The 25309-nt window shown below is 45.3% G+C and carries 20 protein-coding genes; 10 read left to right on the forward strand and 10 right to left on the reverse strand.

All coding sequences use genetic code 11. From position 1 onward, the window contains the following. Positions 1-6: 6 nt before the first annotated feature. The 3 genes from SCB77_RS19005 to SCB77_RS19015 form a co-directional block, all read right to left on the reverse strand. Positions 7-570 (reverse strand): NADPH-dependent FMN reductase, encoded by a 564-nt coding sequence (locus SCB77_RS19005; protein WP_320183579.1) that lies wholly within the window; start codon positions 568-570, stop codon positions 7-9. A 170-nt stretch (positions 571-740) separates the two neighbouring features. After that, positions 741-2930, reverse strand: coding sequence for a glutamine synthetase III family protein (locus tag SCB77_RS19010; RefSeq protein WP_320183580.1), 2190 nt, complete (start codon positions 2928-2930; stop codon positions 741-743). 193 nt (positions 2931-3123) lie between these two features. Beyond that, a complete protein-coding gene (locus tag SCB77_RS19015; protein ID WP_320183581.1) occupies positions 3124-5943 on the reverse strand; it encodes a S9 family peptidase in 2820 nt (939 codons plus the stop codon). Between the two features lie 103 nt (positions 5944-6046). Between SCB77_RS19015 and SCB77_RS19020 the strand changes: the two genes are divergently transcribed. Continuing rightward, positions 6047-6781 (forward strand): SIMPL domain-containing protein, encoded by a 735-nt coding sequence (locus SCB77_RS19020; RefSeq protein WP_320183582.1) that lies wholly within the window; start codon positions 6047-6049, stop codon positions 6779-6781. Here the strand turns inward: SCB77_RS19020 and SCB77_RS19025 are convergent. After that, positions 6778-7689: a DMT family transporter gene (locus SCB77_RS19025; RefSeq protein ID WP_320183583.1), complete on the reverse strand. Its 912-nt coding sequence runs from the start codon at positions 7687-7689 to the stop codon at positions 6778-6780. The genes SCB77_RS19020 and SCB77_RS19025 overlap by 4 nt on opposite strands. A 14-nt stretch (positions 7690-7703) precedes the next feature. Continuing rightward, positions 7704-8210: a ribonuclease HI gene (gene rnhA, locus SCB77_RS19030; RefSeq protein ID WP_320183584.1), complete on the reverse strand. Its 507-nt coding sequence runs from the start codon at positions 8208-8210 to the stop codon at positions 7704-7706. Positions 8211-8337: 127 nt separating this feature from the next. On the opposite strand from rnhA, the gene SCB77_RS19035 reads away from it, so the two are divergent. Continuing rightward, complete coding sequence (locus SCB77_RS19035) at positions 8338-10119, forward strand: alpha-L-fucosidase (RefSeq protein WP_320183585.1); 1782 nt, start codon at positions 8338-8340, stop codon at positions 10117-10119. 37 nt (positions 10120-10156) lie between these two features. On the opposite strand, the gene SCB77_RS19040 is transcribed toward SCB77_RS19035, so the two are convergent. Next, entirely contained in the window at positions 10157-10672 is a 516-nt protein-coding gene (locus SCB77_RS19040; RefSeq protein WP_320183586.1) for an FUSC family protein, read from the reverse strand. A 157-nt stretch (positions 10673-10829) separates the two neighbouring features. Beyond that, complete coding sequence (gene lon / locus SCB77_RS19045; RefSeq protein WP_320183587.1) at positions 10830-13292, reverse strand: endopeptidase La; 2463 nt, start codon at positions 13290-13292, stop codon at positions 10830-10832. A 296-nt stretch (positions 13293-13588) separates the two neighbouring features. Here lon and SCB77_RS19050 point away from each other — a divergent pair, with 296 nt between their 5' ends. Next, positions 13589-14260, forward strand: coding sequence for a tetratricopeptide repeat protein (locus tag SCB77_RS19050; protein ID WP_320183588.1), 672 nt, complete (start codon positions 13589-13591; stop codon positions 14258-14260). 354 nt (positions 14261-14614) lie between these two features. Then, positions 14615-15331, forward strand: coding sequence for a superoxide dismutase (locus SCB77_RS19055; protein WP_320183589.1), 717 nt, complete (start codon positions 14615-14617; stop codon positions 15329-15331). A 107-nt stretch (positions 15332-15438) separates the two neighbouring features. On the opposite strand, the gene SCB77_RS19060 is transcribed toward SCB77_RS19055, so the two are convergent. Then, positions 15439-16107 carry a hypothetical protein gene (locus SCB77_RS19060; protein WP_320183590.1) on the reverse strand — a complete coding sequence of 223 codons (669 nt, stop codon included), beginning with the start codon at positions 16105-16107 and terminating at the stop codon, positions 15439-15441. A 271-nt stretch (positions 16108-16378) separates the two neighbouring features. On the opposite strand from SCB77_RS19060, the gene prpB reads away from it, so the two are divergent. From prpB to SCB77_RS19075, 3 genes are read left to right on the forward strand one after another with little or no spacing between them, the layout of a single operon-like run. Further along, positions 16379-17275, forward strand: a complete 897-nt coding sequence (gene prpB, locus SCB77_RS19065; protein WP_320183591.1) for a methylisocitrate lyase — start codon at positions 16379-16381, stop codon at positions 17273-17275. Continuing rightward, positions 17259-18410 carry a bifunctional 2-methylcitrate synthase/citrate synthase gene (prpC, locus tag SCB77_RS19070; RefSeq protein WP_320183592.1) on the forward strand — a complete coding sequence of 384 codons (1152 nt, stop codon included), beginning with the start codon at positions 17259-17261 and terminating at the stop codon, positions 18408-18410. The genes prpB and prpC overlap by 17 nt, the downstream gene beginning before the upstream one ends. Before the next feature lie 51 nt (positions 18411-18461). Further along, on the forward strand, positions 18462-19913 hold the full coding sequence (locus SCB77_RS19075) for a bifunctional 2-methylcitrate dehydratase/aconitate hydratase (protein ID WP_320183593.1): 1452 nt from the start codon (positions 18462-18464) through the stop codon (positions 19911-19913). 91 nt (positions 19914-20004) lie between these two features. Here SCB77_RS19075 and SCB77_RS19080 read toward each other — a convergent pair whose 3' ends face one another. Both SCB77_RS19080 and SCB77_RS19085 read right to left on the reverse strand, forming a co-directional pair. After that, a complete protein-coding gene (locus tag SCB77_RS19080; RefSeq protein ID WP_320183594.1) occupies positions 20005-22119 on the reverse strand; it encodes a 3-hydroxyacyl-CoA dehydrogenase NAD-binding domain-containing protein in 2115 nt (704 codons plus the stop codon). A 36-nt stretch (positions 22120-22155) separates the two neighbouring features. Further along, positions 22156-23325: an acyl-CoA dehydrogenase family protein gene (locus tag SCB77_RS19085; protein WP_320183595.1), complete on the reverse strand. Its 1170-nt coding sequence runs from the start codon at positions 23323-23325 to the stop codon at positions 22156-22158. Positions 23326-23553: 228 nt separating this feature from the next. Here SCB77_RS19085 and SCB77_RS19090 point away from each other — a divergent pair, with 228 nt between their 5' ends. The 3 genes from SCB77_RS19090 (at position 23554) to SCB77_RS19100 (ending at position 25083) form a co-directional block, all read left to right on the forward strand. Then, complete coding sequence (locus SCB77_RS19090) at positions 23554-23910, forward strand: hypothetical protein (RefSeq protein WP_320183596.1); 357 nt, start codon at positions 23554-23556, stop codon at positions 23908-23910. A gap of 124 nt (positions 23911-24034) precedes the next feature. Further along, on the forward strand, positions 24035-24436 hold the full coding sequence (locus SCB77_RS19095; RefSeq protein ID WP_320183597.1) for a hypothetical protein: 402 nt from the start codon (positions 24035-24037) through the stop codon (positions 24434-24436). Between the two features lie 392 nt (positions 24437-24828). Then, positions 24829-25083, forward strand: coding sequence for a hypothetical protein (locus tag SCB77_RS19100; protein WP_320183598.1), 255 nt, complete (start codon positions 24829-24831; stop codon positions 25081-25083). The last annotated feature ends 226 nt before the right edge of the window (positions 25084-25309 follow it).

The following is a 25309-nucleotide window of genomic DNA, read 5'->3' on the forward strand; positions in this document are numbered from 1 at the left end:
AGGGGATTATTGATTCTGTTCAAACTTGGCTTTCAACATTCGTTTTGTCTTGCGTACTTTGGCCTCTAGTTGGCTACGGAGTAAAATATTGGTAACGCCTTTTCCTTCTTCAAAATGTTGGTTAAACTCCGGTAAACTAAAAGTTTCCAAGAGTTCGGCTCCGTCGTAGGGTAGACGTGCTGTAGCAATATCCAATACACTTTGTCCACCTCGTTTTCCAGGGCTAGTGGCCATCAAAAACACCGGCTTCCCATTATAGATCTTCCGGCCGGGGATACGCGATATCCAATCGATCAAGCTCTTGTACGCTGCGGAGTAATTACCATTGTTTTCCGCGAGTGAAAGTAATATAAAGTCTGCTTCGTCTATTTTCTGGGCAAAGGAATATGCTGCTGCAGGAATACCTTGCTCCCTTTCCAGATCGACGGAAAATAAAGGCATGCTGAAATCGTTTAGATCCAATACCTCTATATAATCATCCGCTTCCTTATAGTACTTGCTTACACTTGTCACAAATTTCTTGTTGATCGATCGGCTGCTGTTGCTACCTGCGAATGCGATAATTTTCATAGGTTAAAATTAATACAAAAAATGGAAGGCGAAAAATGGATTGGGCTGTATTCTAAAACTATTTGTGCATAGGATCGCTATGTTTACGCTACGAAGGCTACAAAAAAATAGCACTCAACAATTACTGTTGAGTGCCGGTTATTAATAGGTGGTTAGTAGTCAGTATATGTTTAACGTAAGAACAATAGTTCACGTAATTTTGGCAATGGCCATTTGTTATCGTCTACAATCTTCTCTAGTTTGTTTACGTGGTAACGAATCTCGTCGAAGTATGGTTTTACGACTTCGTCATAAGCGATAGACTTCTCACGAACATCTTCGATGTTGTTTGCTGTCTTGCGCGATTGACGCATTTCTTCAGCCTTCTCTAAGATAAGGTTTGTATGCTTGGAGATACGCTCTACCAAGTTCAACTGCGAGCTGAACGCTTCTTTTGCCAAACCAAGATCTTTCAATCCCTTCACGTTTTCGATCAATTCATTTTGGTATACGAAACAAGCAGGTGCAATTTGGCTAGTAACAACCTCTTCGATAACGCGAGCTTCGATCTGTAGTTTCTTGTAGAAGTTTTCTAACAAAATTTCGTGACGAGCTTCCGATTCGCGCTTAGAATAGATACCTAATTTCTCAAATAAAGCTAGAGTTTCCTCTTTTACGTAAACGTCAAGTGCTTTAGGCGTCGATTTTACGTTGGAAAGACCGCGTGATTCTGCTTCTGCAGCCCACTCATCGCTGTAACCGTTACCTTCAAAGCGGATAGCTTTAGAATCTTTGATATATTTACGGACAACGTTCAAGATAGCTAGATCTTTCTTCGTTCCTTTTTTGATTTGCTTGTCTACTTCTACTTTAAATTCGATCAACTGCGCAGCAACGATTGCATTTAAGATCGTCATTGGTAATGCAGAGTTAGCTGAAGAACCTACTGCGCGGAATTCAAATTTGTTACCTGTAAAGGCGAAAGGTGAAGTACGGTTACGGTCGGTATTATCCAATTTCAATTCTGGAATTTTTGGAATACCGTGCCATAAGTTGGTTTCGTTTTTAACTTTCTTCGCTACACGTGCCGATTCAACTTCTTCCAAGATCTCATCCAATTGTGATCCCAAGAAGATGGAAATGATCGCAGGAGGAGCTTCGTTAGCACCAAGACGGTGATCGTTACTGTGGCTTGCAATGGAAGCACGCATTAAGTCGGCATATTCAAAAACAGCTTTGATGGTGTTCACGAAGAACGTTAAGAACATCAAGTTGTTTTTAGGCGTTTTGCCTGGAGACAATAGGTTAACACCTGTATTGGTAATTAAAGACCAGTTATTGTGTTTACCAGACCCGTTTACACCGCTGTATGGCTTTTCGTGCAACAACACTTTAAAGTTGTGGCGAACAGCAACCTGCTCCATTAAGTTCATCAACAATTGGTTATGATCGATAGCCAAGTTGATTTCTTCGTACATTGGAGCACATTCAAACTGTGAAGGAGCCACCTCGTTGTGACGAGTTTTTAATGGGATACCTAATTTTAAAGCTTCATTTTCTAAGTCTACCATGTACGCTAAAACACGCTCAGGGATAGCTCCGAAATAATGATCTTCCAATTGTTGTCCTTTAGCAGACATGTGTCCGAAAAGAGTACGACCTGTCAATTGTAGATCTGGACGACCATGGAACAAAGAAAGGTCAACTAAGAAATATTCTTGTTCGATACCCAAAGAAGCATTTACTTTAGATATAGATTTGTCAAAGAAGTGTACGACATCTGTCGCTGCTTTATCGATCGCTGCAACAGCTTTCAACAAAGGTGCTTTGTAGTCAAGTGATTCGCCTGTATAAGAAACGAAAACTGTAGGGATACATAAAGTCTTGCCTGCTACCGTCTCGAAGATAAACGCTGGAGATGAAGGATCCCAAGCGGTATATCCACGTGCTTCAAACGTGTTACGGATACCACCGTTAGGGAATGAAGAAGCGTCAGGCTCTTGTTGTACCAACGCATCGCCCGTAAATTTCTCAATAGCATTGCCATTTTCATCAGGCTCAAAGAAAGCATCGTGTTTTTCTGCCGTGGATCCTGTAAGCGGCTGAAACCAGTGCGTATAGTGAGTAGCACCGTTTTCAATAGCCCAAGTTTTTACAGCCTGTGCGATGTGATCCGCAATCTCTCTCGAGATCTGTGAACCATCCTCTACAAGTTGTACTAACTCTTTGTAGGTGTTTTTAGAAAGATAATCCTTCATTTTAGCGATCGTAAATACGTTTTTCCCGTAAATCGTGGTCGCTTTTAAAGATTCTACTTTTTTACCATCCCCCAGAGGTCGCGATACGGCTGACTCTGCTGCTTTAAATCTAAGGCTTGACATTTTCTGTTTAATAGTTTTATTATTTTTTATACAGTTATTGGTTGTTTCGTGTTGTAAATGTACGTTTATTTTTAAAAAACAAGCAACAAAAATAAAAAAATTATAATTTTTATGTGTTTTTACTGTTATGAAAGTGAAAATGCGACTCCATTTGCTGATGGAATCGCATTTTCACACTTTTTTATTTGCTGTTTTACTGAAGTCCCCAGTCTATTCCTTTTTCAATAGCCGGAACGCCGCTGCTAATCCATTTCGTAGCCGGTTTCCCTTTTAGGAAATGATCAAAAAACTGCGCTTGTCGCATCTGTATGTCTTTGCGGTTTTGGCGCTTGATTAGGTTATGCTCATCACCGTTGTAGTTGAGCATCCAAACGGGCTTTTGTAGCCTGCGTAAAGCGGTAAACATTTCTATTCCTTGATACCAAGGTACCGCGCCATCGTTGTCGTTGTGCATGATGACAACCGGCGTCGTAACCTTGTCGAGATGAAATAGAGGCGAGTTTTCTAGATAAAGTGCCTGATCTTCCCACAGGGTTTTGCCGATGCGCGATTGGGTATGTTCGTATTGGAACTGACGCGACATGCCAGATTGCCAACGTATACCGCCATAGGCCGAAGTCATGTTGACAACAGGCGCACCTGTCCAAGCTGCGGCATACATATTAGTGCGCGTAATGAGGTGTGCCACTTGGTAACCGCCCCAGCTTTGTCCTTGTATGGCCATCTTTGTCGAATCTACCCAGCTATTTTTTGCCAGATGGCGCATGCCCGAGTTGATATATTCTTCGGCAGATTTGCCCGGATGCCCGATTTCATAGCGGATGTCGGGCGCAAATACCAAGTATTCATTGCTCACATAGTAAGGTATGTTCAGGCGAGACGGCGTAGGTGCCGGTGCTTGATACGTGTATAGCCCACTGGTCAATGTTTCGTAGAAATAAGCGATAATCGGGTACTTTTTATTGGGGTCGAAATTCTCCGGTTTATACAAAATGCCCTCCGCAGGTTTTCCGCTTGGTGTCGTCCATTTCACGAGCTCCGCCGTGCCCCAGTTGTAGGTCTGTTGTTGTGGATTGGCATCGGAAAGCTTATGTTCGTCTTTAAAGAGCTTGCTTACGTATAAGTTGGGCGATTCGTTATAGTTTTCCTTTGTGTAGATCACCGTTTGTTCGTCTTCCGAAGCGCTGAACGCACGAAAGCTGAAGTTTGTCAGTCCAACGACTTCATTGGGGCGTTTGCTTTTAGCAGCAGGCGTTTCGAAGATGGCATTTTGTTTTGTTTCTTCGCTAAAAGCACTTAGGTACATGGCTTTTTTGTCCGGAATGCGTGTTGTCCGTTGGCGCGGATCATCTGTCCGTGCCAAGTTGATGTAACGGAAAGTGGTCTTTGTAGCACGTCCTTCGCCGTTGGTCACCAATTGCTTGTCTTTGCCCGTCAAATCGAATTTCCAAATGTCATAACGGTCATAGATAAACACACTGCGGTTGTCTTGCGACCAACCAGCGATACCGTAGGCTCCTGGCAGCGTAGGCGAGTCGTTTTCTTCATCCACAAAACTCACCGGTACACCATCGTTCAATAATGCAACTTGGTCATTCTTAATTTGATGGCTATACCAATTGCCCTGCTCGCGATCAAAATAAAGCACATAGTCGCCCAATGGTGATAGGTAGGCATAACCGTTCAGGTCTTTCTTGATGATTCTCTTTTGGCCTGATTGGGTAGATACAATATACACGTCCGATCGTGTGCCACCTTCCCACTGTCCTTGAATGCGTTTTCCGAAATCTGACGTGGTCAGTGCCCATTCGTTGTTTGCTTCATCGGTAAAACTTGTCCGGCTGAAGGTCTCGTCTGTTAAAGCGAGCAGTCGGTTGCCATTCTTCGGGTAGATGACGGCAGGGTAGGACCTGCTGAGGTCTCTTTTTAAGTTGACGAGCTGCTGCGGCTGTAGATAATCATCTTGCCAATGCCAAATGTCCAGCTGTGCGTGTTCAAATTCTACGAGGGTTGTGTCCTTAACGCGAGGAACGGGCGCTAGTCCGAAAAATAGCTTCTGACCATCGGCACTAAAATTAAGGGAGCCATCACCACTCACATACCAGTTCTGTGGCACACCGTTACTTTGTTGGCTGGCGATGATGCGCGCCGAATCGAGCTGAGGGGTGTAGTAGTACAGTTTGAAGTCCTTCAGGAGTGCTTTCTCTGGCGATTTATCGGCAAGGAAGGCCAGCTGTGTACCTTGGTCGTCAAAGCTAAGCTCTTTGTAGGTGCCTTTCCCGTTGCTTATTTTCTTCAGGCTTTTGTTTGCGATGTCATAAATATATAAACCGGCATCCGTGGCGGTAGAATCTTTAGCTTCATTTTTTTTGGAGAACAGTAGGAAATCTTCGTTCGGACTCCATGCATACTGATCTGCTTTCCAGAAGTTCAGGGTGTCGCCCGTGGCGAGGTTTTTCAAGCAAAGAACAGAAACGCTTTTTCCTTTCGAAGCATTAGGCTTAGTCGTGGAGCTGCTATCAGTAACCGTAGTTGAAGATTTTTTTTCTTCTTTTAAATCGGTTAAGAAGGCAATATAGTCATTTTTGTTTTGCGCCAGTTTGAATGATTTTACCTGCGGGAATTTCCATTCTTCTTTACTTTCTAAGTTAACGATGAGCAACGAATCTTTAGGCATGTCATCTGCCTTTTTCTTTTTGATTTTCGCCTGTCTCGTTTCTTCGAAAGTGGGTTTGATTGCCGCTACCAAAAATCCTTCGTTCTTGGTGAGCTGTGCGGATGCTGCTCGCGCTATCCGCAGTAAGATTTGGTTTGTAGGGCTTTTTAGCTCGAATAAAGCGTCGCCTTCTTGCGGTGTTACGCTGTAAGAAATAAACTGACCGCTTTTACTAATGGATGTGCCCGTGATACTTTTCCAATTGTCATAGACGCTGTGGTCTAGTGGGCGCTTTTGGGCAAATGAGGCGCTCGTTAACAAAAGACAAATGCCAAGGCTGGCGATTTTATTATACATATAATGAACTGAAATTTATGAAAATTTAGGGGAAAGTAATCAAAAATGCGTAAATTTAACAGGATGTTTTAACATTTTTACACGGCAATACGGAGGTAAACCCATGAAATCACCAAGTATCATTGTATCCTTAATCTGCGCCATAGCAGTTGTTTTATTTGCTTTTATTCTAGGCAATGCCTACATGTTTAAGTATAAATCCGGCAATACGGTCAACGTAACCGGAAATGCAAAAAAGGATTTTGAGTCGGATATTGTCAAGTGGTCAGCATCATACAGCCGCAAGTCCATGGACTTAAGCGTGGCCTCGGGGCAGCTGCAGCAAGATCGCGAGTTGGTAAAGCAATTTTTGTTGACGCAAGGCATAGACCCCAAAGAGATTTTGTTTAACGCTGTCAATATCAACCGTGAATTTTCCTATCATTCTGATGGCAGCGGCAACAGCTACAATACCTTTACCGGGTATAACCTTTCGCAGAGCGTACGCATAGAATCGAAAGATTTGGATAAAGTGGATAATGCTTCTCGAGAGATCTCAACTTTGATCTCGCAAGGGTTGGAGTTAAGCTCCAATTCGCCAAGCTATTACTACTCCAAATTAGAAGACCTTAAATTGGAGCTCATTTCTCAGGCGTCGCAGAATGCCAAGCAGAGGGCTACCAATATTGCGGAGGAAGCTGGTTCTTCGCTGGGCAACCTCATTAAGGCCGATTTGGGAATTTTCCAAATCACAGGGCAAAACGATAACGAAGAGTATAGCTATGGTGGTGCGTTTAATACCACATCACGTAGTAAAACGGCCAATATAACGGTTAAAGCTAGCTATCTCGCCCGCTAAGATTTGCAGCTATGCAGCAGCATGCCTAGAATCACGATAGCAATACCCACAAGGGAAAACCAATCTGGAAAGGGGGCATGTAAAATAAGTACCTCTCCAGCGAGTGCAAAAATCACTTCGGTAGATTGCGTGGCCTCCACGGCCGCAAGACGCTTTTGGTCGGTGCGCACCATGTCTGTCGCCTTAAAAAATAGCCAAGTTGCCGCTACGCCAGAGAGCAGAGCCACAAAAAAAGTCTGCAGCAACATGCTTTGATTAGGCAAGCTTTCCTGTGCGACACCATATACCGAAAGGACTATCCAAAAGGGTAGGCTGGCCAATGTCATGCCAAATAGACGCTGTATAGCCGAGAGCTTTCCTTGCGTTAATTGCATCATCTTCCGGTTGCCAAGCGGATAAGCAAAAGCAGCAATCAACACGGGTAAAATACTTTTTAAGAGATCGGTTGTAGATACGGACTTTGCCTGCGGAATTTGCAGGATAAAAACGCCGAACAGAATAATTAAGGAGAAGAAAATTGTTTTCCAAGATAGTTTTTCATGGGATGGGCCGATGATTGGAACAAGGCACATGCCGGCAATTATCGTGATCTGCCAAGTGCTAGCCAACAACCACCCAGGTGCAAAGGATGCCGCATAGGTTAGGCCCGCATAAAATATCCCAAAGCCCACTGTGCTCCACAGTAGCCAGGCGCCGAGCTGTTTCGACATTGTTCGCAGTAGCGGAAGGAGCTCTTTTCGCGCCAGCAAGATGGGCAGTAGCAGTGCAATCATCCAATAATACCGAAACGCGGCGCTCCAAATCCAAGAACCACCACCGAGGGACATGGATCTATTGAGCACAAAGGTGGCCGCAAAAAATAGGGCCGAAAGTATCCCAAGAAGAATGGATTTTGTTTTTATTGTCATGTGCTGTCCGCAGCCTAGAGATCAAGTCCTTTTTTTTCTTCCACCTCAAAGACCGAATCTATTTTCCAATTGGCTTTATCTTTCGATGCTTTTACGGCCAGCTGGTCGCAGCGCTCGTTCAATGGGTGGCCAGCATGCCCCTTTACCCAAACCAATTTAACCTGATGGTGCTTGTAAAGGTTGATCAGGCGGAGCCATAAATCTTTATTTTTTTTACCTTGGAAACCTTTTTGTATCCAGCCGAAAACCCATTTTTTGTCGATGGCGTCGATCACATACTTCGAGTCAGAATAGATGGTCACCTTTTGATTGATATTCTTTAAAGCTTCAAGACCTATGATCACTGCTAGAAGCTCCATTCTATTGTTGGTCGTTTTCCGGAATCCGCCTGAAAATTCCTTCTCGATAAGTTTCCCTTGAAACGCTTCATTGTTTCCCTGATAAACGGTTCTTAATATGGTGCCATAACCTCCCGGTCCGGGATTCCCGCTAGAAGCTCCATCGGTGTAAAGTTCAATCATCGCTCAAAATTACACATTATCTTTTTATCCTTTTACAATATATTTATATCTTCAACGGCAGTTTAAAATTTAAATGATGATGAAAATTAAAAGTCTAGCACTTAGTGTACCGCTGTTATGCTGCACAATGTTTACGTTAAAAGCGCAACAACAACCGCAGGACGATAAAATGACTTGGTTTGAAGATGCCAAATTGGGGGTTTTCATCCACTGGGGTATTTATGCTGTGGATGGGATTTCCGAATCTTGGGCTTTCTTCAACAACTACCTCAGCCATGAACGTTACCTACGTCAGTTGGATGGCTTTACCGCAAAGAAATATAAACCCAAGGAATGGGCAGATTTGATTCAGGCCTCCGGAGCTAAGTATGCCGTCATTACGTCAAAGCACCACGACGGTGTCGCTCTGTGGGATTCGCAGGCGCCAGAGGCCTTAACTACGAAAAAGCATGCCGCCGCGAAAAGTGACGTATTAAGTCCATTTATCGACCGATTGAAACAAACCGGTTTGAAAACAGGCATATATTTTTCCTTGCCCGATTGGAGCCATCCTTATTATGACGTACATACGCGCACGCGGAAACGCTATGATATAGCTGCCGATCCAAAGCGATGGGATAGCTATGTACAGTATTATCAACAACAGTTGGATGAACTTTCGAAAGCATACCGTCCCGACTTATTGTGGTTTGATGGTGATTGGGAGCATAGTTCTGCCCAATGGGATGCCCCCGGTACCCTGCAGCTGCTCCGCCGGTACAATCCACAGATCATTATCAACTCGCGCTTGAACCATCACGGCGACTACGAGACGCCAGAGCAGGGCGTGCCTGTCGTCAAGCCTGCAGGCGCACATTGGGAGCTCTGCTATACGATGAATGATTCCTGGGGCTACCAGCCTTTCGATCGGCATTATAAAACGCCGAATATGATTGTGCGCACACTTATCGATTGTATGGCGATGGGCGGTAATCTACTGTTGGATATAGGTCCCAAGGCCGATGGTACCTTGCCGGAAGAACAAGTTGCTATCCTTCGCGAGTTGGGGCGCTGGACAAAAAAACATGGGGAGGCGGTTTACGGAACACAAGCAGGGTTGAATGATGGTCGCTTGCGCGAAAAAAATACTTTTTCCAAAAACGGTAAGACGCTTTACATCTACCTCGATAGCCAGCGAGCTAGGTATCGTTTGCACAACCTGCTGACGCCTGTAAAAAATGTACGTATAGTTGGGCAACCGACCAAGCTCGTCTACAGCTTCAAAGAACAATTGTTGGATGTTAACTTGCCGACAAATGCTTTTGATGCGGTGGCTTCGGTGTTGGCTGTCGATTTTGATACTGCACCTCAGTTTGCGGAAGATAAGACCTCGACGGCCTACAGCCTCATGGAAATGCTCGCCGAGCCCAGCGTTGAGGATGCTGCCGAACATATCGCGGTAAGCAGCGATGCCGGAGATAATATCTTTGCAGGCAAGCTAACCGAGGATGGTGTTTTCCTAACTTCGGAATATGATGCGGCCAATGTAGAGTTGAAGCAATGGATAAGTAAACACGCGGAAGTTCTTCACGATGCACATGCCGGGATGCCACAAGGACATTATGCTGGATATTCCGCGCTGTCAAAAGATAGCAAAACACTGTATCTGTTTGTTGAGGGACAGCCGACTGGTCCAATTGCTTTGAAGGGGCTGAAAAATAGCATTGCCCGTATTCGTATCGTCGGCGAGGGGTCGATGTTAAGCCATCAGATCTTTAACAAGTTGTATTGGAGCGCTATTCCAGGCATCGTCTATATCGATATTCCGAAAGAACGACTGGATAAAAAGATGACGGTTATCGCTGTTCTATTGGATAAGCCTATTGATCTGTATCGCGAGAAGGTGGGCGCTATAGAGAATAACCTCTAACGACTTTTATTTTTTTCGGCTAAGGGCCTATTTGTGCCTATTGGTCGATAAAGATGCCAAATCGCTTTCGGATATTGCGTAAGATGTAGGCCGAGCTGACTACGATGGAAAGGCCGATAAGACAGCCTATCCCCACAGACGCGAAGCGCAGGATCGGCGTGTAGGAGAGTTCTTCCTGATGGGGCTGTACCATAATGATCAAGAGGGCGACAACAGCGACTCTCGCCATATTCATGATTTTGAAAAAACGACAGACTAAGATGGTGACAAGCATGCCGATGACGATCATGTAAAGGGAATTGCCGTTGATGATAATGCAAAGCAGCGCGACAACGGAGCCGACAAAGTTGGATTTAAATCGCTCTATCGATAGGCGTTTGGAGTCATTTTCTTCTGGCGATATCACTAAGATAATGGATAGTAGTGACCAGAATAGCTCGAAGTGTACGAATTTTGTGTAGAGCAGGTAGCCGATCGTGAATCCAATCAAGCAACGAAGCGTGTAAATAAGTACTGGAGATGCGATGGCTCTCCTTATCAGAGCATTAATCATTTTTCTTTTGTTCTGCGGAAGAGGGGAGACTCTTCTCGTATTATTAAAGGCAAAGTTAAGGCATTTCGTGTGGAATGTGCAATGGATGTAGACTGATTTTATAAAAAAAAACAAAAAACCACTGTGTATAGCAGTGGTTTTTTGTTTTGTACAAGCTTTAAGCCAGTTTAATAGATAGGTCTTTTGCTTTTTTGACTTTTTGTTTCAAGAGCGCCAAATCAATCACTTCCGACATCTTGGTCACATAATGAAAAGTAAGATCCTTAATATAGTCTTCTTTAATTTCCAAGATATCTTTTTCGTTTGCTTTGCAAAGAATGATTTCCTTGATGTTGGCACGCTTGGCAGCCAATATTTTCTCTTTAATCCCCCCAACAGGAAGCACGCGTCCGCGAAGTGTAATTTCGCCCGTCATGGCCAATTTCTCCTTCACCTTGCGTTGTGTAAATAGGGATGTAAGCGCTGTCAGCATAGTGATTCCTGCAGAAGGTCCATCTTTTGGTGTAGCCCCTGCCGGCACGTGTACATTGACATCCCATTGATCGAACACTTTGTAGTCGATATCAAAATCTTCGGCATGCGAACGCAGGTAGGCCATGGCAATCGCTGCTGACTCTTTCATCACATCGCCTAAATTTCCTGTTAGGCTCAGCTTTCCCTTTCCGGGGCTAAGGCTAGACTCGATAAACAGGATATCTCCTCCAACGGACGTCCAGGCAAGTCCCGTCACTACACCAGCAACCTCATTGTCTTCATATAGATCTTTGTCAAATATTGGTGCCCCAAGGATTTCTTCAACCATCGGCACATCAATCTTAGCGCTGTGTTCCTTTTCCATAACGATCCGTGTTGCGATTCCGCGAACAATGGAGCCTATTTTCTTTTCCAGTCCACGTACGCCCGACTCACGGGTGTACTCATCAATGATCTTTTCAATCACTTTATTGTTCAGGTTGGCGTCTTTTTTTGTCAACCCATGCACTTCCAGCTGCTTAGGCAGGAGATGTTTTTTTGAAATCTCGATCTTCTCTTCAATGGTGTATCCGTTTACTTCGATGATCTCCATACGGTCAAGTAACGCAGGCTGAATGCCATTCAGCGAGTTGGCCGTAGCAATAAACATCACTTTCGATAGATCATATTCCATCTCCACATAGTGGTCGTAGAAGTTGGTATTCTGTTCCGGATCCAGTACTTCCAGCAGCGCCGATGAAGGATCACCTTTAAAGTCTGAACCTAATTTGTCGATCTCATCCAATACAAAGACCGGGTTGGAGGCACCTGCCTTTTTCAAAGATTGTATAATCCGTCCCGGCATGGCACCAATATAAGTTTTACGGTGTCCGCGTATTTCCGCTTCATCGCGCACACCACCTAAGGCCATGCGCGTATATTTACGACCTAGTGCTTTTGCTACCGATTTGCCGAGAGACGTTTTACCCACGCCCGGAGGGCCCACTAAGCAAAGGATGGGCGCTTTCATGTTGTTCTTCAGCTTCAATACCGCGAGGTACTCGATAATGCGGCGTTTTACTTTCTCCAGGCCATAATGATCCTTGTCTAGCACCTTCACAGCACGATTCAGGTCAAAATTATCCTTTGTATAATCGCCCCAAGGCAAATCCAACAACAATTCAAGATAGTTGATCTGTACCGAGTAATCTGCCGCGGCAGGGTTGATACGCCCCAGTTTTTCCAACTCCTTGTTGAAATGCTTCTGTACCTCCACAGGCCATTTCTTTGCTTTCGATCGTTTTTCAAGCTCCTGCATCTCCAAATCAGGCGTATTGCCGCCCAATTCCTCTTGAATGGTCTTCAACTGCTGGTTTAGGAAGTAGTCGCGCTGCTGCTTGTCTAAGTCGATACGCACCTTGTTCTGAATTTGATTTTTCAGTTCCAAGAGCTGTATCTCGGTGGTCAAATGCTCCAACAAGGTTTTAGCCCGTTTCACAAAATCTTTCGTTTCCAAAAGGCTTTGTTTTTGTTCCGTCTCCAACGACATGTTCGATGAAATGAAATTCACCAAGAAGGTGGGGCTCTCGATATTTTTTATGGCCAAACCAGCTTCACTAGGTAAGTTTGGTGAAAGCTGTATGATTTGCAATGCCAATTCTTTGATTGAAGAGATCAAAGCCTTAAACTCCCTGTTCGCAACCTTCGGCTTCTCTTCGGGCACGCGCTCCACGCGAGCCTTCAGGTAGGGCTCACTGCTAAGTAGCTCGGTAATGCGAAAGCGCTGTTTTCCTTGGATGATCACCGTCGTGTTACCATCGGGCATTTGCAAGATCTTAATGATGCTCGCTACGGTACCAATCTTGTGCAATTGATCTACCGTTGGCTCCTCGATGTTCATGTCCTTCTGTGAAAGCACTCCAATCGTGCGATCGCCTTTATATGCTTCTTTAACGAGCTTGATCGATTTGTCACGCCCCACGGTAATAGGGATAACAACACCGGGAAAAAGTACTGTATTGCGTAAAGGAAGAATGGGCAATATCTCTGGAATATCTGCCTTGCTCATTTCCTCTTCGTCTTGTGAACTCATCAGGGGAAAAAATTCTGTGTCTTCATTAATGACAGAAAGTACCTGATTGAGGTCAAATGTGTCGTTTTTGTTCATATATACTGTATTCATCCGACATTATGTCAGATTTTTAGATAGTTTCTATTCTAGTAAATTATTTCCCCTATAATTGCAAGAGCAATGCCAACTTTAAAATTTGGTATTATTTATGTTAAGAAAGAGAATATCCTGCTAAATGGGTCCAAACGTGTCGCTAAAGAAACAATGCTTTCCGATAAAATGTGGAAATGTTAATAATTTCGCGTTGTGGGCTTAAACTATTTAACAGAGATTTATGTCAACTGTTTAATGTAAAATAGGAAAAAAATATTAGAATCCATAAAATAGAGAATATGAAACGTAGATTTTTGAATAAACAGTGGAAATCGGTAAGATTGGGCTTGGCTGCTGCGGCGTTGGCTTTTTGCACGTTGGGCGTTCAGGCGCAAGATCAATCGCAACATAGCAACCCGAATGTTCGTTTAGGACAGAAGGCATTGCTTGACGGCGATTTTAAAGCGGCGGCGGGCCACCTGCAAAAGGCGTTGCCATCAGAAGCTAACGATCCGGATGTACAATATTTGCTTGGCTATTCGCAATTTCACAATGGTGACTACAGCAAAGCTATAGAAACATTTAAAAAAGTGATTGCCTTGGATGCTAAGCATACATCAGCTTACTATTACAAAGGTAAAGCGAGCAATAACTTGGCGGTTGCCAGCGGAAGCAAATTGACCAATGCTGTAAAAGAGCAGTTGTTGAAAACAGCGATTGAAGATTACAGCAAAGCCATCGCTATCAATGCCAACGATGCTAAGTTATACCAAAATAGAGCAATTGCTTATCGCGACTTAGGTATCCTTACAGGAACGAGTGGAGCGGCAAACTACGACAAAACAAAAGCAGCTGATGCCTACGGCAAGGCTGTTACAGACTACGAAAAAGTGTTGACCTACGATGCTTCACGTAAAGACATACAGACCGAGGTGAAGAAAGCCAAGGTTTACAGAGACAACTTAAAATAGTAAGCTAAATTAGTAGGAAAACGGTGAGCAAAATTTTGTTCACCGTTTCTTTTTTTACACATTTCGAATCCAGCGCGCGTGTTTGGTGTTTCCGACTTGGTTGTATTATGCCTTTCGTGTCACGAAAACGTCATCTGCTGCGCTTCCAGCAAATAATTTTTATTTGCCAGGGCTGCTTCACGAATTTATGGCTATTTTAGCCTAGCAGACATTGGTTTTAGCGTTTTCTGCCAGTTGGTAGGTTTGAAGGATAGCGTACTCGGAAATTGGTGTATGAGGACGATAAGGCTGGGACGTAATAGCACGCGGAGCATTTTGAGCTATCAACGAAAGAATATTGGAATATATACACATATGAAGAATAGAAGAACATTTATTAAAAATAGCTTGGGCCTCGCGGCGGGATTGGCTGTAGCAAAAGTTGGTCAGGCAGGTACGTTTTTGGGCGATACATCGCTGTTTGCCTTTCAATTTGTGCAAGAGCCACTAGCTTATGCTTTTAACGCTTTGGAGCCTGCCATTGATGCACAAACCATGCAGATTCACTATGAGCGGCATTATGGCACCTATGTAAAGAATGCGAATGAAGCTATTGCTGCAGAAAATGTACAGGCCGCCGATGCGATAGCTATTTTCAAGGATATCGATAAATACAGCGCAAAGTTACGCAACAACGCTGGTGGCGCTTATAATCACGCTCACTTCTGGAAAACCTTGCGCGCGCCGAAAGCGGATAATAAACCAACAGGGGCATTAGCTGCCGCTATCGACAAGACTTTCGGAAGCTTTGATAAGTTTAAGGAGGAGTTTACTAAAGCGGCTACCCAACAGTTTGGTTCGGGCTGGGCTTGGTTGGTGCTCGATGCTGGAAAACTTAAGGTTGGCGGTACTCCAAATCAGGATAATCCTTTGATGAAAGGCGTAGCTCTTCAAGGAAAGCCATTGTTGGGGCTTGATGTGTGGGAGCATGCCTACTACTTAAAATACCAAAATAAACGTCCAGACTATGTAGCCGGCTTCTGGTCGGTGGTTAACTGGGACGAGGTGCAGAAACAATTTAGTGCCAAGTAGGCCGAAGCAATGATTTAGTGACATTGCGGTACGTCTCGTAAATACCCATGGACGATATCCTTTGCTGTGCTAGCGAGCATAGTAAAGGATATCGTTTTTTTTAGCACTTATTGTTCATCGAGGCAGCCCGTTGTTGGCTGTTGTTCATATTTGGCCAATAGCGCAAAGGATGTTAGTGCTGAAGCTGACGATGCACAATCGACGTCCTTATTTGGTAATTTATCCGGTATAGGGTTATCATTTGCTTTGCTACGCATCACATAGGATTTCTGTAGGCAACGGAAAGGCTCTTCGTCTTTGAGGTATATACGTTGCTCCTGCACCTCATCTCGGGTGGCGCCCTCTGCCGCCGAGCCACTGTCAAACGACCAAGTTGTGGCTTGTCTAAACTGAAAGAATGGTTTCTTATCCCGCACAAAGTAAGTTTCGTCCACTTCGTGATGGCTGTACTCACCATAGCTATGTTTGATCAGCAGCAGCTTGCCTTTTTCCGAATAGTATACCACACGTCCATTACGTTCTTCCTGACAGTCATATTCAAAAAATGTACTGTCCAAGGCTCCTTTCTGCAGGCGTTCCATCGTCTGCACATACGCATCCTGTATCGCTGCCACCGTTTCCAAAGACTGATCGGTAATTGGAGGTGTTAGGCTGTCTGCTGTTGAATTATCCGGAAGTATTTGTGTCGTATCATCGGTGCCGTTTTTTTTCGTTTCTGTATGGCAGGAGGCAAGCAGCGTGCTACCTGCAAGTAAAAGATATATTGGTCGCATCATACCTGTTTTTGTTCGAGGAAAGAACAAGTGAGCTTGTCTTTTGGTTTTTACAGCATAGCCTTTCCTCTGCAGCGTGTTGGCATATTACGCGCTGTTAGCTTTGTCAAATAATAGATATTCAGGTGTTTATTGTTGCTGTGTTAAAATAATTTTCGTACATTTAAGGAGAGCGGTTGGCAGCGCAGCAGAATGTGCAGTTGGCTTCCTTTACGTTAACCAAGGCAGCGGGTAGCTTCCGTCTGCGATTGTTTTATTTGTAAGACCCAATTATATGATATATTCCCCCGGCCTCCGTTTTAGGGAGGCCATGCAGCATGAGAAACCCTTACAGATTGTTGGCGCTATCAACGCCAATCATGCCCTTTTGGCACAGCAGGCGGGCTTCCAAGCCATCTACCTCTCTGGTGGAGGGGTGGCCGCCGGTTCTTTGGGTATTCCCGATTTGGGCATCACCAACTTGCAGGATGTATTGATCGATGCCGATCGTATCGGCAATGTATGTCCGCTACCACTGTTGGTGGATATTGATACAGGTTTTGGACCTTCGGCATTCAATATTGAGCGCACGATACGCGCGCTGATCAAGGTGGGGGTGGCAGCCGTACACATTGAAGATCAGGTGGGCGCCAAGCGCTGTGGCCATAGGCCCGGAAAAGAATTGGTGTCCGCAGGGGAGATGTGCGACCGTATCAGGGCCGCAGCCGATGCACGTACCGATGAAAATTTTGTATTGGGCGCGCGCACCGACGCGCTGGCAAGCGAAGGTTTGGAAAAAGCATTGGATCGTGCGGTGGCCTATAAAGAGGCTGGAGCCGACTTTATCTTCGCGGAAGCCGTTCATCGACTGGAGGACTACAGTCGGTTTCGCGAAGCGACGGGATTGCCCATTCTGGCTAATATCACCGAGTTTGGCCAAACTCCGTTATTTACCGTCGATCAATTGGAGGCGGCCGGCGTAGCGCTGGTACTTTATCCGCTTTCGGCCTTTCGCGCAGCCAACAAGGCCGCAGAAATGGTGTACAACAACATTCGGCAGGACGGTACGCAGGCGGCCGCGATTCCGGCGATGCAGACACGTGAAGAACTGTATAACAGCATAAACTATTACGCATACGAGCATAAATTAGATCAATTGTTTAATACCGATCAAGATGGAAAAAACAAATGAAACAGGTTTTAAGCCCAAGAAAAGCGTCGCCTTGTCGGGTGTGCTGGCGGGCAACACGGCCTTAAGTACGGTAGGGAAAAGTGGAAATGACCTGCACTACCGCGGTTATGATATTTTGGATTTGGCATGGAAGGCTTCTTTTGAAGAGGTAGCTTACCTATTGATATATGGCGCCTTGCCAACAGAGCCACAGTTGCATACCTTTCAAACGCAGGTAGCGAGCCAACGTGGTTTACCTATTGCGATACAACGTATCTTGAAGCAACTTCCAACAACGGCACATCCCATGGATGTGCTACGCACCTATGTCTCTTTTTTCGGCAGTCTACAGCCCGAGAAAGAAAGTCAGCCCTTGGCGGCTGCACGAGACATAGCAAGTCGTCTGATGGCTTCCATGGCCTCGGCACTGCTCTATTGGCACCACTTCAGCCAAAACGGTCGCGAAATTAACGTAGAAACTTCGGATGATACCGTGGGTGGTCATTTTCTACATCTGCTGCATGGCAGTGCGCCATCGGCTTCTTGGGTGAGGGCCATGCAGGTGTCGCTAAACCTGTACGCCGAGCATGAGTTCAATGCGTCGACCTTCACGGCAAGGGTGATCGCCGGAACAGGATCGGACATCTATTCCTGTATCGCTGGTGCCATTGGAGCCTTGCGCGGTCCCAAGCATGGAGGTGCCAATGAGGTGGCTTTTGAGATACAGAGTCGCTACGCCGATGCGGACGAGGCGGAGGCGGATATCCGAAAACGATTGGCGAATAAAGAAGTGATCATCGGCTTTGGGCATCCGGTTTATACCATCGCGGATCCGCGAAATGAGGTCATCAAGCGCATTGCCAAGGAGCTGAGCGAAGAAGCTGGAGATATGACACTCTATCGCATTGCGGAGCGGTTGGAGACGGTCATGTGGGAAGAGAAGCGTATGTTTCCTAATTTGGATTGGTACTCGGCCGTAGCCTACCATATTATGGGCATCCCCACAGAGATGTTCACGCCCTTGTTCGTTATTTCGCGCATCACAGGTTGGTCTGCCCATGTTTTTGAGCAGCGGCAGGATGGTAAGATCATTCGTCCAAGTGCCAACTATACCGGTCCAGATAATCGGGATTTTAAACCTATTGCCGAACGGTAGCACCCGTGGCATCGTAGGTAATCATCGTATGAATTGTTTAACATAGCATGTATGAGTGCATATATTTCGAATGAAAGACCTGAAGTTGACCAGGTAATAAAAGATATTGTCGACTATGTCAGCCAGTATAAGGTTGAAAGTCCGGTAGCTTGGCATACGGCCTTCTATTGTTTTCTAGATACCATGGGCTGCGGCTTTGAGGCACTTACCTATCCTGCATGCACGAAGATGCTGGGGCCTGTGGTTCCGGGAACCATCGTGCCGCATGGAGCAAAGGTGCCCGGAACTGCCTATCAGTTGGATCCAATTCAGGCGGCCTTCAATATTGGCACGATGATCCGCTGGCTGGATTTCAATGATACTTGGTTGGCTGCCGAGTGGGGGCATCCCTCCGATAATTTGGGCGGCATATTGGCTACCGCTGATTGGCTAAGTCGTACGCGCATCGCCAATGGCGAGCCGCCGCTAAAGGCCAAGGAGCTGTTGGAGGCGATGGTCATGGCGCATGAGATTCAGGGGGTATTGGCTTTGGAAAACTCCTTCAACAAAGTAGGGCTCGACCATGTGTTACTCGTGAAGGTGGCGTCCACGGCGGTGGTTGGCAAGATGCTTGGTTTAAGCTATGACGAGCTGGTCAATGCGGTGTCCTTGGCTTTTGTTGATGGCCAGGCGCTGCGCACCTACCGGCATGCGCCCAATACCGGTAGCCGCAAGTCTTGGGCGGCCGGCGATGCTACTTCGCGCGCTGTTAAGCTGGCGCTTATTGCCAAGACTGGCGAAATGGGTTATCCTTCTGTGCTCACCGCACCCGTTTGGGGATTTTATGCGGTGTCGTTCCAAGGCAAGGCGTTTAAGTTTCAACGCGATTACGGCAGCTATGTGATGGAAAATGTCTTATTTAAGATCTCTTTTCCGGCAGAATTTCATGCGCAGACGGCCGTAGAGGCTGCTATGCACCTGCATGGCATGTTGAAAGAGTTGGGGAAAACAGCCGAGGATATTGCGAAGATCAATATTCGTACGCACGACGCCGCCATTCGTATTATTGATAAGAAAGGACCATTGCACAATCCGGCCGACCGCGATCACTGCCTGCAGTACATGGTTGCTGTGCCGCTATTGTTTGGACGATTGACGGCCGAGGATTACGAAGATGCGGTGGCTAGCCATCCGCAGATCGATGTGCTACGCGCCAAGATGAGCTGCCTCGAGGATACAAACTTTACCGAAGACTATCACGATCCCGAGAAAAGAGCCATTGCCAATGCATTGACCATCGTCCTGAATGACGGCACGGTGTTGCCCGAGGTGCTGGTGGAATATCCCATCGGACATCCCCGTCGTCGGGAAGAGGGTATTCCCAAGTTGATTGAGAAATATAAACGTAATCTGAAGCGCGTGTTTGCTGAAAAACAACATCAGGCCTTGCTGCAGACCACGTTGGACTATGATACCTTTATTGCGCTAGATGTGCACACCCTCGTGGATATGATGGTTCATTAGCGAGGAAGAAATTGCTGAAGAAGAGGTTTTGTACGGCGCGGGACGAATAGATCACCCGCGCCGATTTTATGTCCTGCCCCTCGTTCCACACTTACAGTTGCCCTTTCCAATTGGATTCCAACCCATCATAAAAGCGGAAGTCTGATTCCGCCAATTGCCTAAGCCTTTCTGGTATATGCCATTCATCACCAAGCGCAGCGAATGCATGGCAATCGTTTACAAAAGTTTTTATGCCTACCTGATCGATGTGGCTAAACACGCCGCCGGTATGGCGAGGGAAGCCAATGCCAAGTATCGAGCCTATGTCTGCGTCGGTTACATCCTGCAATACACCTTCTTCCAAACAGCGAAAACTATCGAGTGCCATCACATGAAGCAATCGTTTTTGGATAGTTCCGCTTTGGTCATTCACCGCTTTTTGCGCGATGCTAGGGTCGTTCCATATAGCTCTTTTTCCCGTTGTTTCGTTATAATTGTAAAAGCCTGCGCCTGTCTTACGTCCATTTCGCCCTGCTACGATAAGCGATTCCAGATACCGATAGCAGCGTTCTTGTCCGGGATGTAGCTGTGGCAAGCTATCATAAACCTGCAACATCAATTTTAAAGATATCTCGTCGAGTACGGCCAGTGGGCCGATGGCAAAGCCTGCCTGCCGCGCTTCCTGCTCTAGCAGTTCGGCTGGCAGCCCTTCCAAAAGCATCGTAACCGCTTCCAGTAGGTAATTGAAAAAAATGCGTGAGGTGAAAAACGCCGGTCCATCGCCTACGACGATAGGCACTTTGCCGAGCTGATGTGCCAGTCTTAGCGCCTGCTGCAGTGTACGCTCGTCCGTCTTTTTGCCACGTATAATCTCGACGAGTGGCATGCGGTCTACCGGCGAGAAGAAATGCATCCCTATAAAGCGTTGTGGCAGCGGGCTCACCTCCGCGAGCTTGTTGATGGGAAGCGCCGTGGTATTGCTGGCAAAAATACCCTCGGGCTTAAGGTAGGGAAGGCTTTCCTTCGTTACGTTAGCTTTTAGCGTCTGGTTTTCGAAGACCGCCTCAATAATCATGTCGCTGTCCAAAAAATCTGCGGCATCGCCCGTCGGGTAGATGCGTGCAAGGAGATGATCCTGCTGCTGTTGGTCGATTTTTCGTTGCTCAAGCAGCTTGTCGGTGAGTCTCTTTGCATACCGTTTTCCGTGCTCGGCCGCCGCGCTGTCCACATCTTTCAATACGACCTGAATTCCTGCACGAGCGGCCTCATACGCTATTCCGGATCCCATGATGCCTGCGCCCAATATCCCAAGCTTGCCTATGGGGGAGGAAACTTTTTCCGTTGCCCGACGACTTGCTCGGTTGACACTGCAGTAGAGTGTGCGTAGCATATTTAAGGTTTCCGGTTTATCCCATAGCGAAGCCCATGCTTGCCGCTCCTGTTGCAGCATCTCCTCCAAGCCTCGCGTTGGATTATCCGCCACAAGCTCAAAAAAGAGATTGTCCGCGGGAATGAGACCACTGCTTTTCCTTCGCATAGCGCCCAAGAGGCTATCGGTCGTTGCATGCTGTGGCGGTATAGTCTTTTGCGTTTCGGCCGCGGCATAGGGTTTTAGTAGCTGTTGTTTAGCTAGCGCAAAGGCCTGCTCATAGTTCGCCACCTGCGCCTGAACGAGGCCGAGGTGCAGGGCTTCCAAAGCGGATAGAATATTGCCTTGGTAAAGAAATGGGATGGCTTTTTCTGGTTCCAGCATATGGAGAAGGAGGGAGCTGGCACCAAATCCGGGAAACAATCCCGTTGCGGAGGTGGGAAAACCGATGGTGGCGTCAGCCAAAGCGATGCGGTAATCTGCCCAGAGCAGCGAAGCCAAGCGCAAATCGGTGGATGTCGTATCCAGAATAGAAACAATGGGTTTATGCATGGCATGAAGGCGCATGAATTTAGCAAACAAGGCCTGCAATTGATCGGCAATGTCTATTTGTTGCCGCGAAGCCGCCAAGAAATAAGAAGGGTCAAAGTCGCCTGCCATTATCGGGCTACAGTATATCAATCCTTTCACTTCCGCCTTTTCAAGCTGCTCCAATGCATGTTCCACAAATTCGGACATACGTTCCATATAATGAGATCCGACAGGTGCCCCCGTAGGTTGTAAATCCATAAAGACGATACCGTCCCTATCTTGTTCAATATGTATATACTGCAGCTCGCTTATATCCTTTTTATCCATGCTGTTAGCGGTTTGTTTTTTTTATATGTGCTTGGTTTATTGCTTTTTCCGGTTGTAATCCACGCCGTCGATCAGCATCTTAGCGATGATCTCCAGCATAATTTCCGAGGTGCCGGCGATAATCGTTCCCACACGCACATCGCGATAGAGCCGAGCGATCTTATAGTCTTCGGTAAAGCCATAGCCCCCAAAGAGCTGCAAACAGCGGTTCACAATATCGACGGCTAATTCGCTGGCCTGCAATTTGGCAATGGAACATTCCTTCACCGCATAGCGCCCCCATTGTTGCAGATCGCAGCAATGGTAGATAAATGCTTTGGTGGTCTCTAATGCGGCAAACATGGTCGCTATCCGGTGCCGCAAAACTTGTAAATCCTGCAATCTCTTACCGAAGGCCTCGCGCTTGCCTATATACTCCAAGGTATACTGTAATGCAGACTCGGCTGTTGCCAAGCTATGGATGGCCGCCGTAAGCCGCTCCAATTGCAGCCCGTCCATCAGGTATTGAAACCCAGCGCCCTCCTCGCCAAGCAGGTTGGCCACCGGAACTTCCACCTCATCGAAATGCAATTCGGCGGTATCCGACGCATGCCAACCCAATTTTTCCAATTTATTGGCCTGCACGCCAACCGCGTTTCGGTCGATCAGCAATAGGCTAATGCCCTTGCTTCCTTTGGAAGGGTCGGTCTTCACGGCGGTGATAAAAAAGTCGCCGTAATAGCCATTGGTGATAAAAGTTTTTGATCCGCTGACATAGTAATAGTCACCGCGGCGAATGGCTGTCGTTTTAATATTCTTGACGTCTGATCCGGCGCCCGGTTCGGTGATCGCCACCGCGCTTACCAAATCGCCGGCGATAATGCCCGGCAAGTAGCGCTCCTTCAGTGCAGAAGATCCATGTTTTAGGAGATATGGTGCCGACATATATTGTATCACCAATGCCGAAATTGTAAATCCACCCGAATAACAATAGGAGAGTTCTTCACAAAAAATCATGCTGTAGTAGAAATCCAGATCCAGTCCTCCATATGCTTCAGGATAGTTGAGGCCCATAAAGCCCATGTCGCCCATCTTTTTCCAAATGGAACGGTCGATCTGTCCTTCTTTTTCCCATTGATCCACATGGGGAGCTATCTCCTTGCGTATAAACGCCCGTAAAGTTTCGCGAAATGTTTGATGCTCATCTGTCAGTAATGTTGCCTGCATATGCGCTAAAGTTTTATATTGGTTATCTCTTTTTTTCTTTGAACGGAAAAATATGTACACTAATGTACGATAAATAGATGGTTTTTGGGAAGGATTGTCTATATTTATTTGTGAATAAATCAGATCTCTTGAATTATCTGAGTTGAAATGCTACATATTTTTTTATAAATATAAAGTGGAAGATAAATAGAACATGCATTTGTAGATAAGGAATAATATAATAACCTAATGAAATACAGCATCCAATTTTTAATAGACTTTGTTGAGTCGGATAAAATACCTGCTTCAATTAAACACGATGTCTCGTGCCTTCTCGAATCTATCAACGACTGGCCCAATACGGTAAACGATTTAGATGATTTTGAGAAGCAGTTGACAGAAAATGTTCAAGCCGAACTGACGATTATCAATTTAAAGAACTACGCAAAGGAGTTATGTTTAAAAAACGATGCTTGGAAAATAGAAGCCCTCGGCTCATTGTATCGGTTGTATGATCAGTATGCTCATGGAGTAGTGTTGCATGAAATTTTAAATTCAATTGAAAGGTCGGTTGATGATTTGAAGACTCCCGGTGGTATAAATTAACCGTCTATATTTAGTTCTGTATTTTTTACTGGTATGAAGGAAACTGCTGAGAATGTCTATTTAGACAAGCCTGCCATGATTACGATATTCGGAGGTCACTCAGTTGATTATTAGAAGTTAAAAGATGAGAAAATTTTTCACATATATAGGCGTCTTTTCAATGGTGTCAGTAGTATTTAGCATCTTCGTTTGCAATGCTTTAGCCAGCGGCTTGAAAAATGATCCATTGAAGGTCTTGTCCATTAAAAAAGTGAAGGATTTCTATATTATGGAGTTAACCAGAAATGACTCCATTTTTACCGCACTTTCCTTCATACAAGAGATAGAAAATGGGAATGAAATTGAACGAGGAAACAGCTATCCACTTGTTTTAAAGAAAATTTTTCCAATGGAAAAAAGGGCCGCTTACAATGGAAATACAGGAGCGGCATACGTTTTCAGGGGTAAAAAAATTAAAAGAAATAATAGGAACCATTGGTCGGTCTATGTGGTCAAAAATTTGAACGGTAAAACAATACGCAATTAAGGCATTAGGAGAGCAGCTGTGAGATTCATTATCGGATTTTTTGTTGTTATCATGTTTTTGGTTTCCTGTAATGGCCAAAAGCGACTACCACAGACATGAATGATAATGTTCACAAAAAGTAACTGAGAAAAATGGATTTCAAATTAAGGATACAGCGATTTTTATTTGTTTTGGTTTCGGCGTTGGTTTTTCTCCTATCGTCCTGCTACACGACAAAGAGATTGCACGGTAATAGTTATGTATATAGAAGTAAACAGCGAACGCTTGAAATTATTTTCGAGAATGACAGCAATTGCATAATCAGGAATACATTCCATTGTCCGGATCTTCCGGAGCGTTATCGTATTATTGATATAGTTTGCAATTATAGTCGAAGCGAAAATTTTATCTACTTGACAAATAGAAATCCAACTAAGGATAGTGGCTTGTATATGGAGATGCCAGCACAAGAAAGTAAACGATGCTCTTTCTTAAATAAGGAGAGTCGTAGGCAGCCCAAATTTACGGTTGGGCCAAAATATGCAACTGATTTCGAAAAATATGGATTGATCCCGAATATTACTAATGATACGCTGAAAATTATCGGAAATAAAATTTTGTTTTTTAAAAAAGGTGAGGATAGAAGTATAGGTTTTGTGTTTAAATAATTTGTCTCAGATCGTTAATGCAGGTGCTCAAAATGTTTTATCTAAGCAGGCCTGTAGTGAATCCGTTAACGGACATATTTTCATATGTGTCTACGCGTATTTACGAAATGAACAATTCCATTTTGATGATTGATTCCCATCGGATGAAATCAGGTACTTCATTTGTAGGAAAGGTCATAGAGGTGCTTATTATTAAATTTAGATATGATTGATAACAAAATATATG

Source organism: Sphingobacterium bambusae (genome assembly GCF_033955345.1).
Taxonomy (GTDB): Bacteria; Bacteroidota; Bacteroidia; order Sphingobacteriales; family Sphingobacteriaceae; genus Sphingobacterium; species Sphingobacterium bambusae.

Excerpts from the sequence above, each read along its gene's own strand:
- SCB77_RS19005 (WP_320183579.1), bottom strand. The coding sequence starts at position 570 with ATGAAAATTATCGCATTCGCAGGTAGCAACAGCAGCCGATCGATCAAC.
- SCB77_RS19050 (WP_320183588.1), top strand. The coding sequence starts at position 13,589 with ATGAAACGTAGATTTTTGAATAAACAGTGGAAATCGGTAAGATTGGGC.
- prpB (WP_320183591.1), top strand. The coding sequence starts at position 16,379 with ATGATATATTCCCCCGGCCTCCGTTTTAGGGAGGCCATGCAGCATGAG.
- prpC (WP_320183592.1), top strand. The coding sequence starts at position 17,259 with ATGGAAAAAACAAATGAAACAGGTTTTAAGCCCAAGAAAAGCGTCGCC.
- SCB77_RS19010 (WP_320183580.1), bottom strand. The coding sequence starts at position 2,930 with ATGTCAAGCCTTAGATTTAAAGCAGCAGAGTCAGCCGTATCGCGACCT.
- SCB77_RS19060 (WP_320183590.1), bottom strand. The coding sequence starts at position 16,107 with ATGATGCGACCAATATATCTTTTACTTGCAGGTAGCACGCTGCTTGCC.
- SCB77_RS19080 (WP_320183594.1), bottom strand. The coding sequence starts at position 22,119 with ATGGATAAAAAGGATATAAGCGAGCTGCAGTATATACATATTGAACAA.
- SCB77_RS19025 (WP_320183583.1), bottom strand. The coding sequence starts at position 7,689 with ATGACAATAAAAACAAAATCCATTCTTCTTGGGATACTTTCGGCCCTA.
- SCB77_RS19020 (WP_320183582.1), top strand. The coding sequence starts at position 6,047 with ATGAAATCACCAAGTATCATTGTATCCTTAATCTGCGCCATAGCAGTT.
- SCB77_RS19095 (WP_320183597.1), top strand. The coding sequence starts at position 24,035 with ATGAGAAAATTTTTCACATATATAGGCGTCTTTTCAATGGTGTCAGTA.
- SCB77_RS19085 (WP_320183595.1), bottom strand. The coding sequence starts at position 23,325 with ATGCAGGCAACATTACTGACAGATGAGCATCAAACATTTCGCGAAACT.
- SCB77_RS19055 (WP_320183589.1), top strand. The coding sequence starts at position 14,615 with ATGAAGAATAGAAGAACATTTATTAAAAATAGCTTGGGCCTCGCGGCG.
- SCB77_RS19040 (WP_320183586.1), bottom strand. The coding sequence starts at position 10,672 with ATGATTAATGCTCTGATAAGGAGAGCCATCGCATCTCCAGTACTTATT.
- lon (WP_320183587.1), bottom strand. The coding sequence starts at position 13,292 with ATGAACAAAAACGACACATTTGACCTCAATCAGGTACTTTCTGTCATT.
- SCB77_RS19090 (WP_320183596.1), top strand. The coding sequence starts at position 23,554 with ATGAAATACAGCATCCAATTTTTAATAGACTTTGTTGAGTCGGATAAA.
- SCB77_RS19015 (WP_320183581.1), bottom strand. The coding sequence starts at position 5,943 with ATGTATAATAAAATCGCCAGCCTTGGCATTTGTCTTTTGTTAACGAGC.
- SCB77_RS19075 (WP_320183593.1), top strand. The coding sequence starts at position 18,462 with ATGAGTGCATATATTTCGAATGAAAGACCTGAAGTTGACCAGGTAATA.
- SCB77_RS19035 (WP_320183585.1), top strand. The coding sequence starts at position 8,338 with ATGTTTACGTTAAAAGCGCAACAACAACCGCAGGACGATAAAATGACT.
- rnhA (WP_320183584.1), bottom strand. The coding sequence starts at position 8,210 with ATGATTGAACTTTACACCGATGGAGCTTCTAGCGGGAATCCCGGACCG.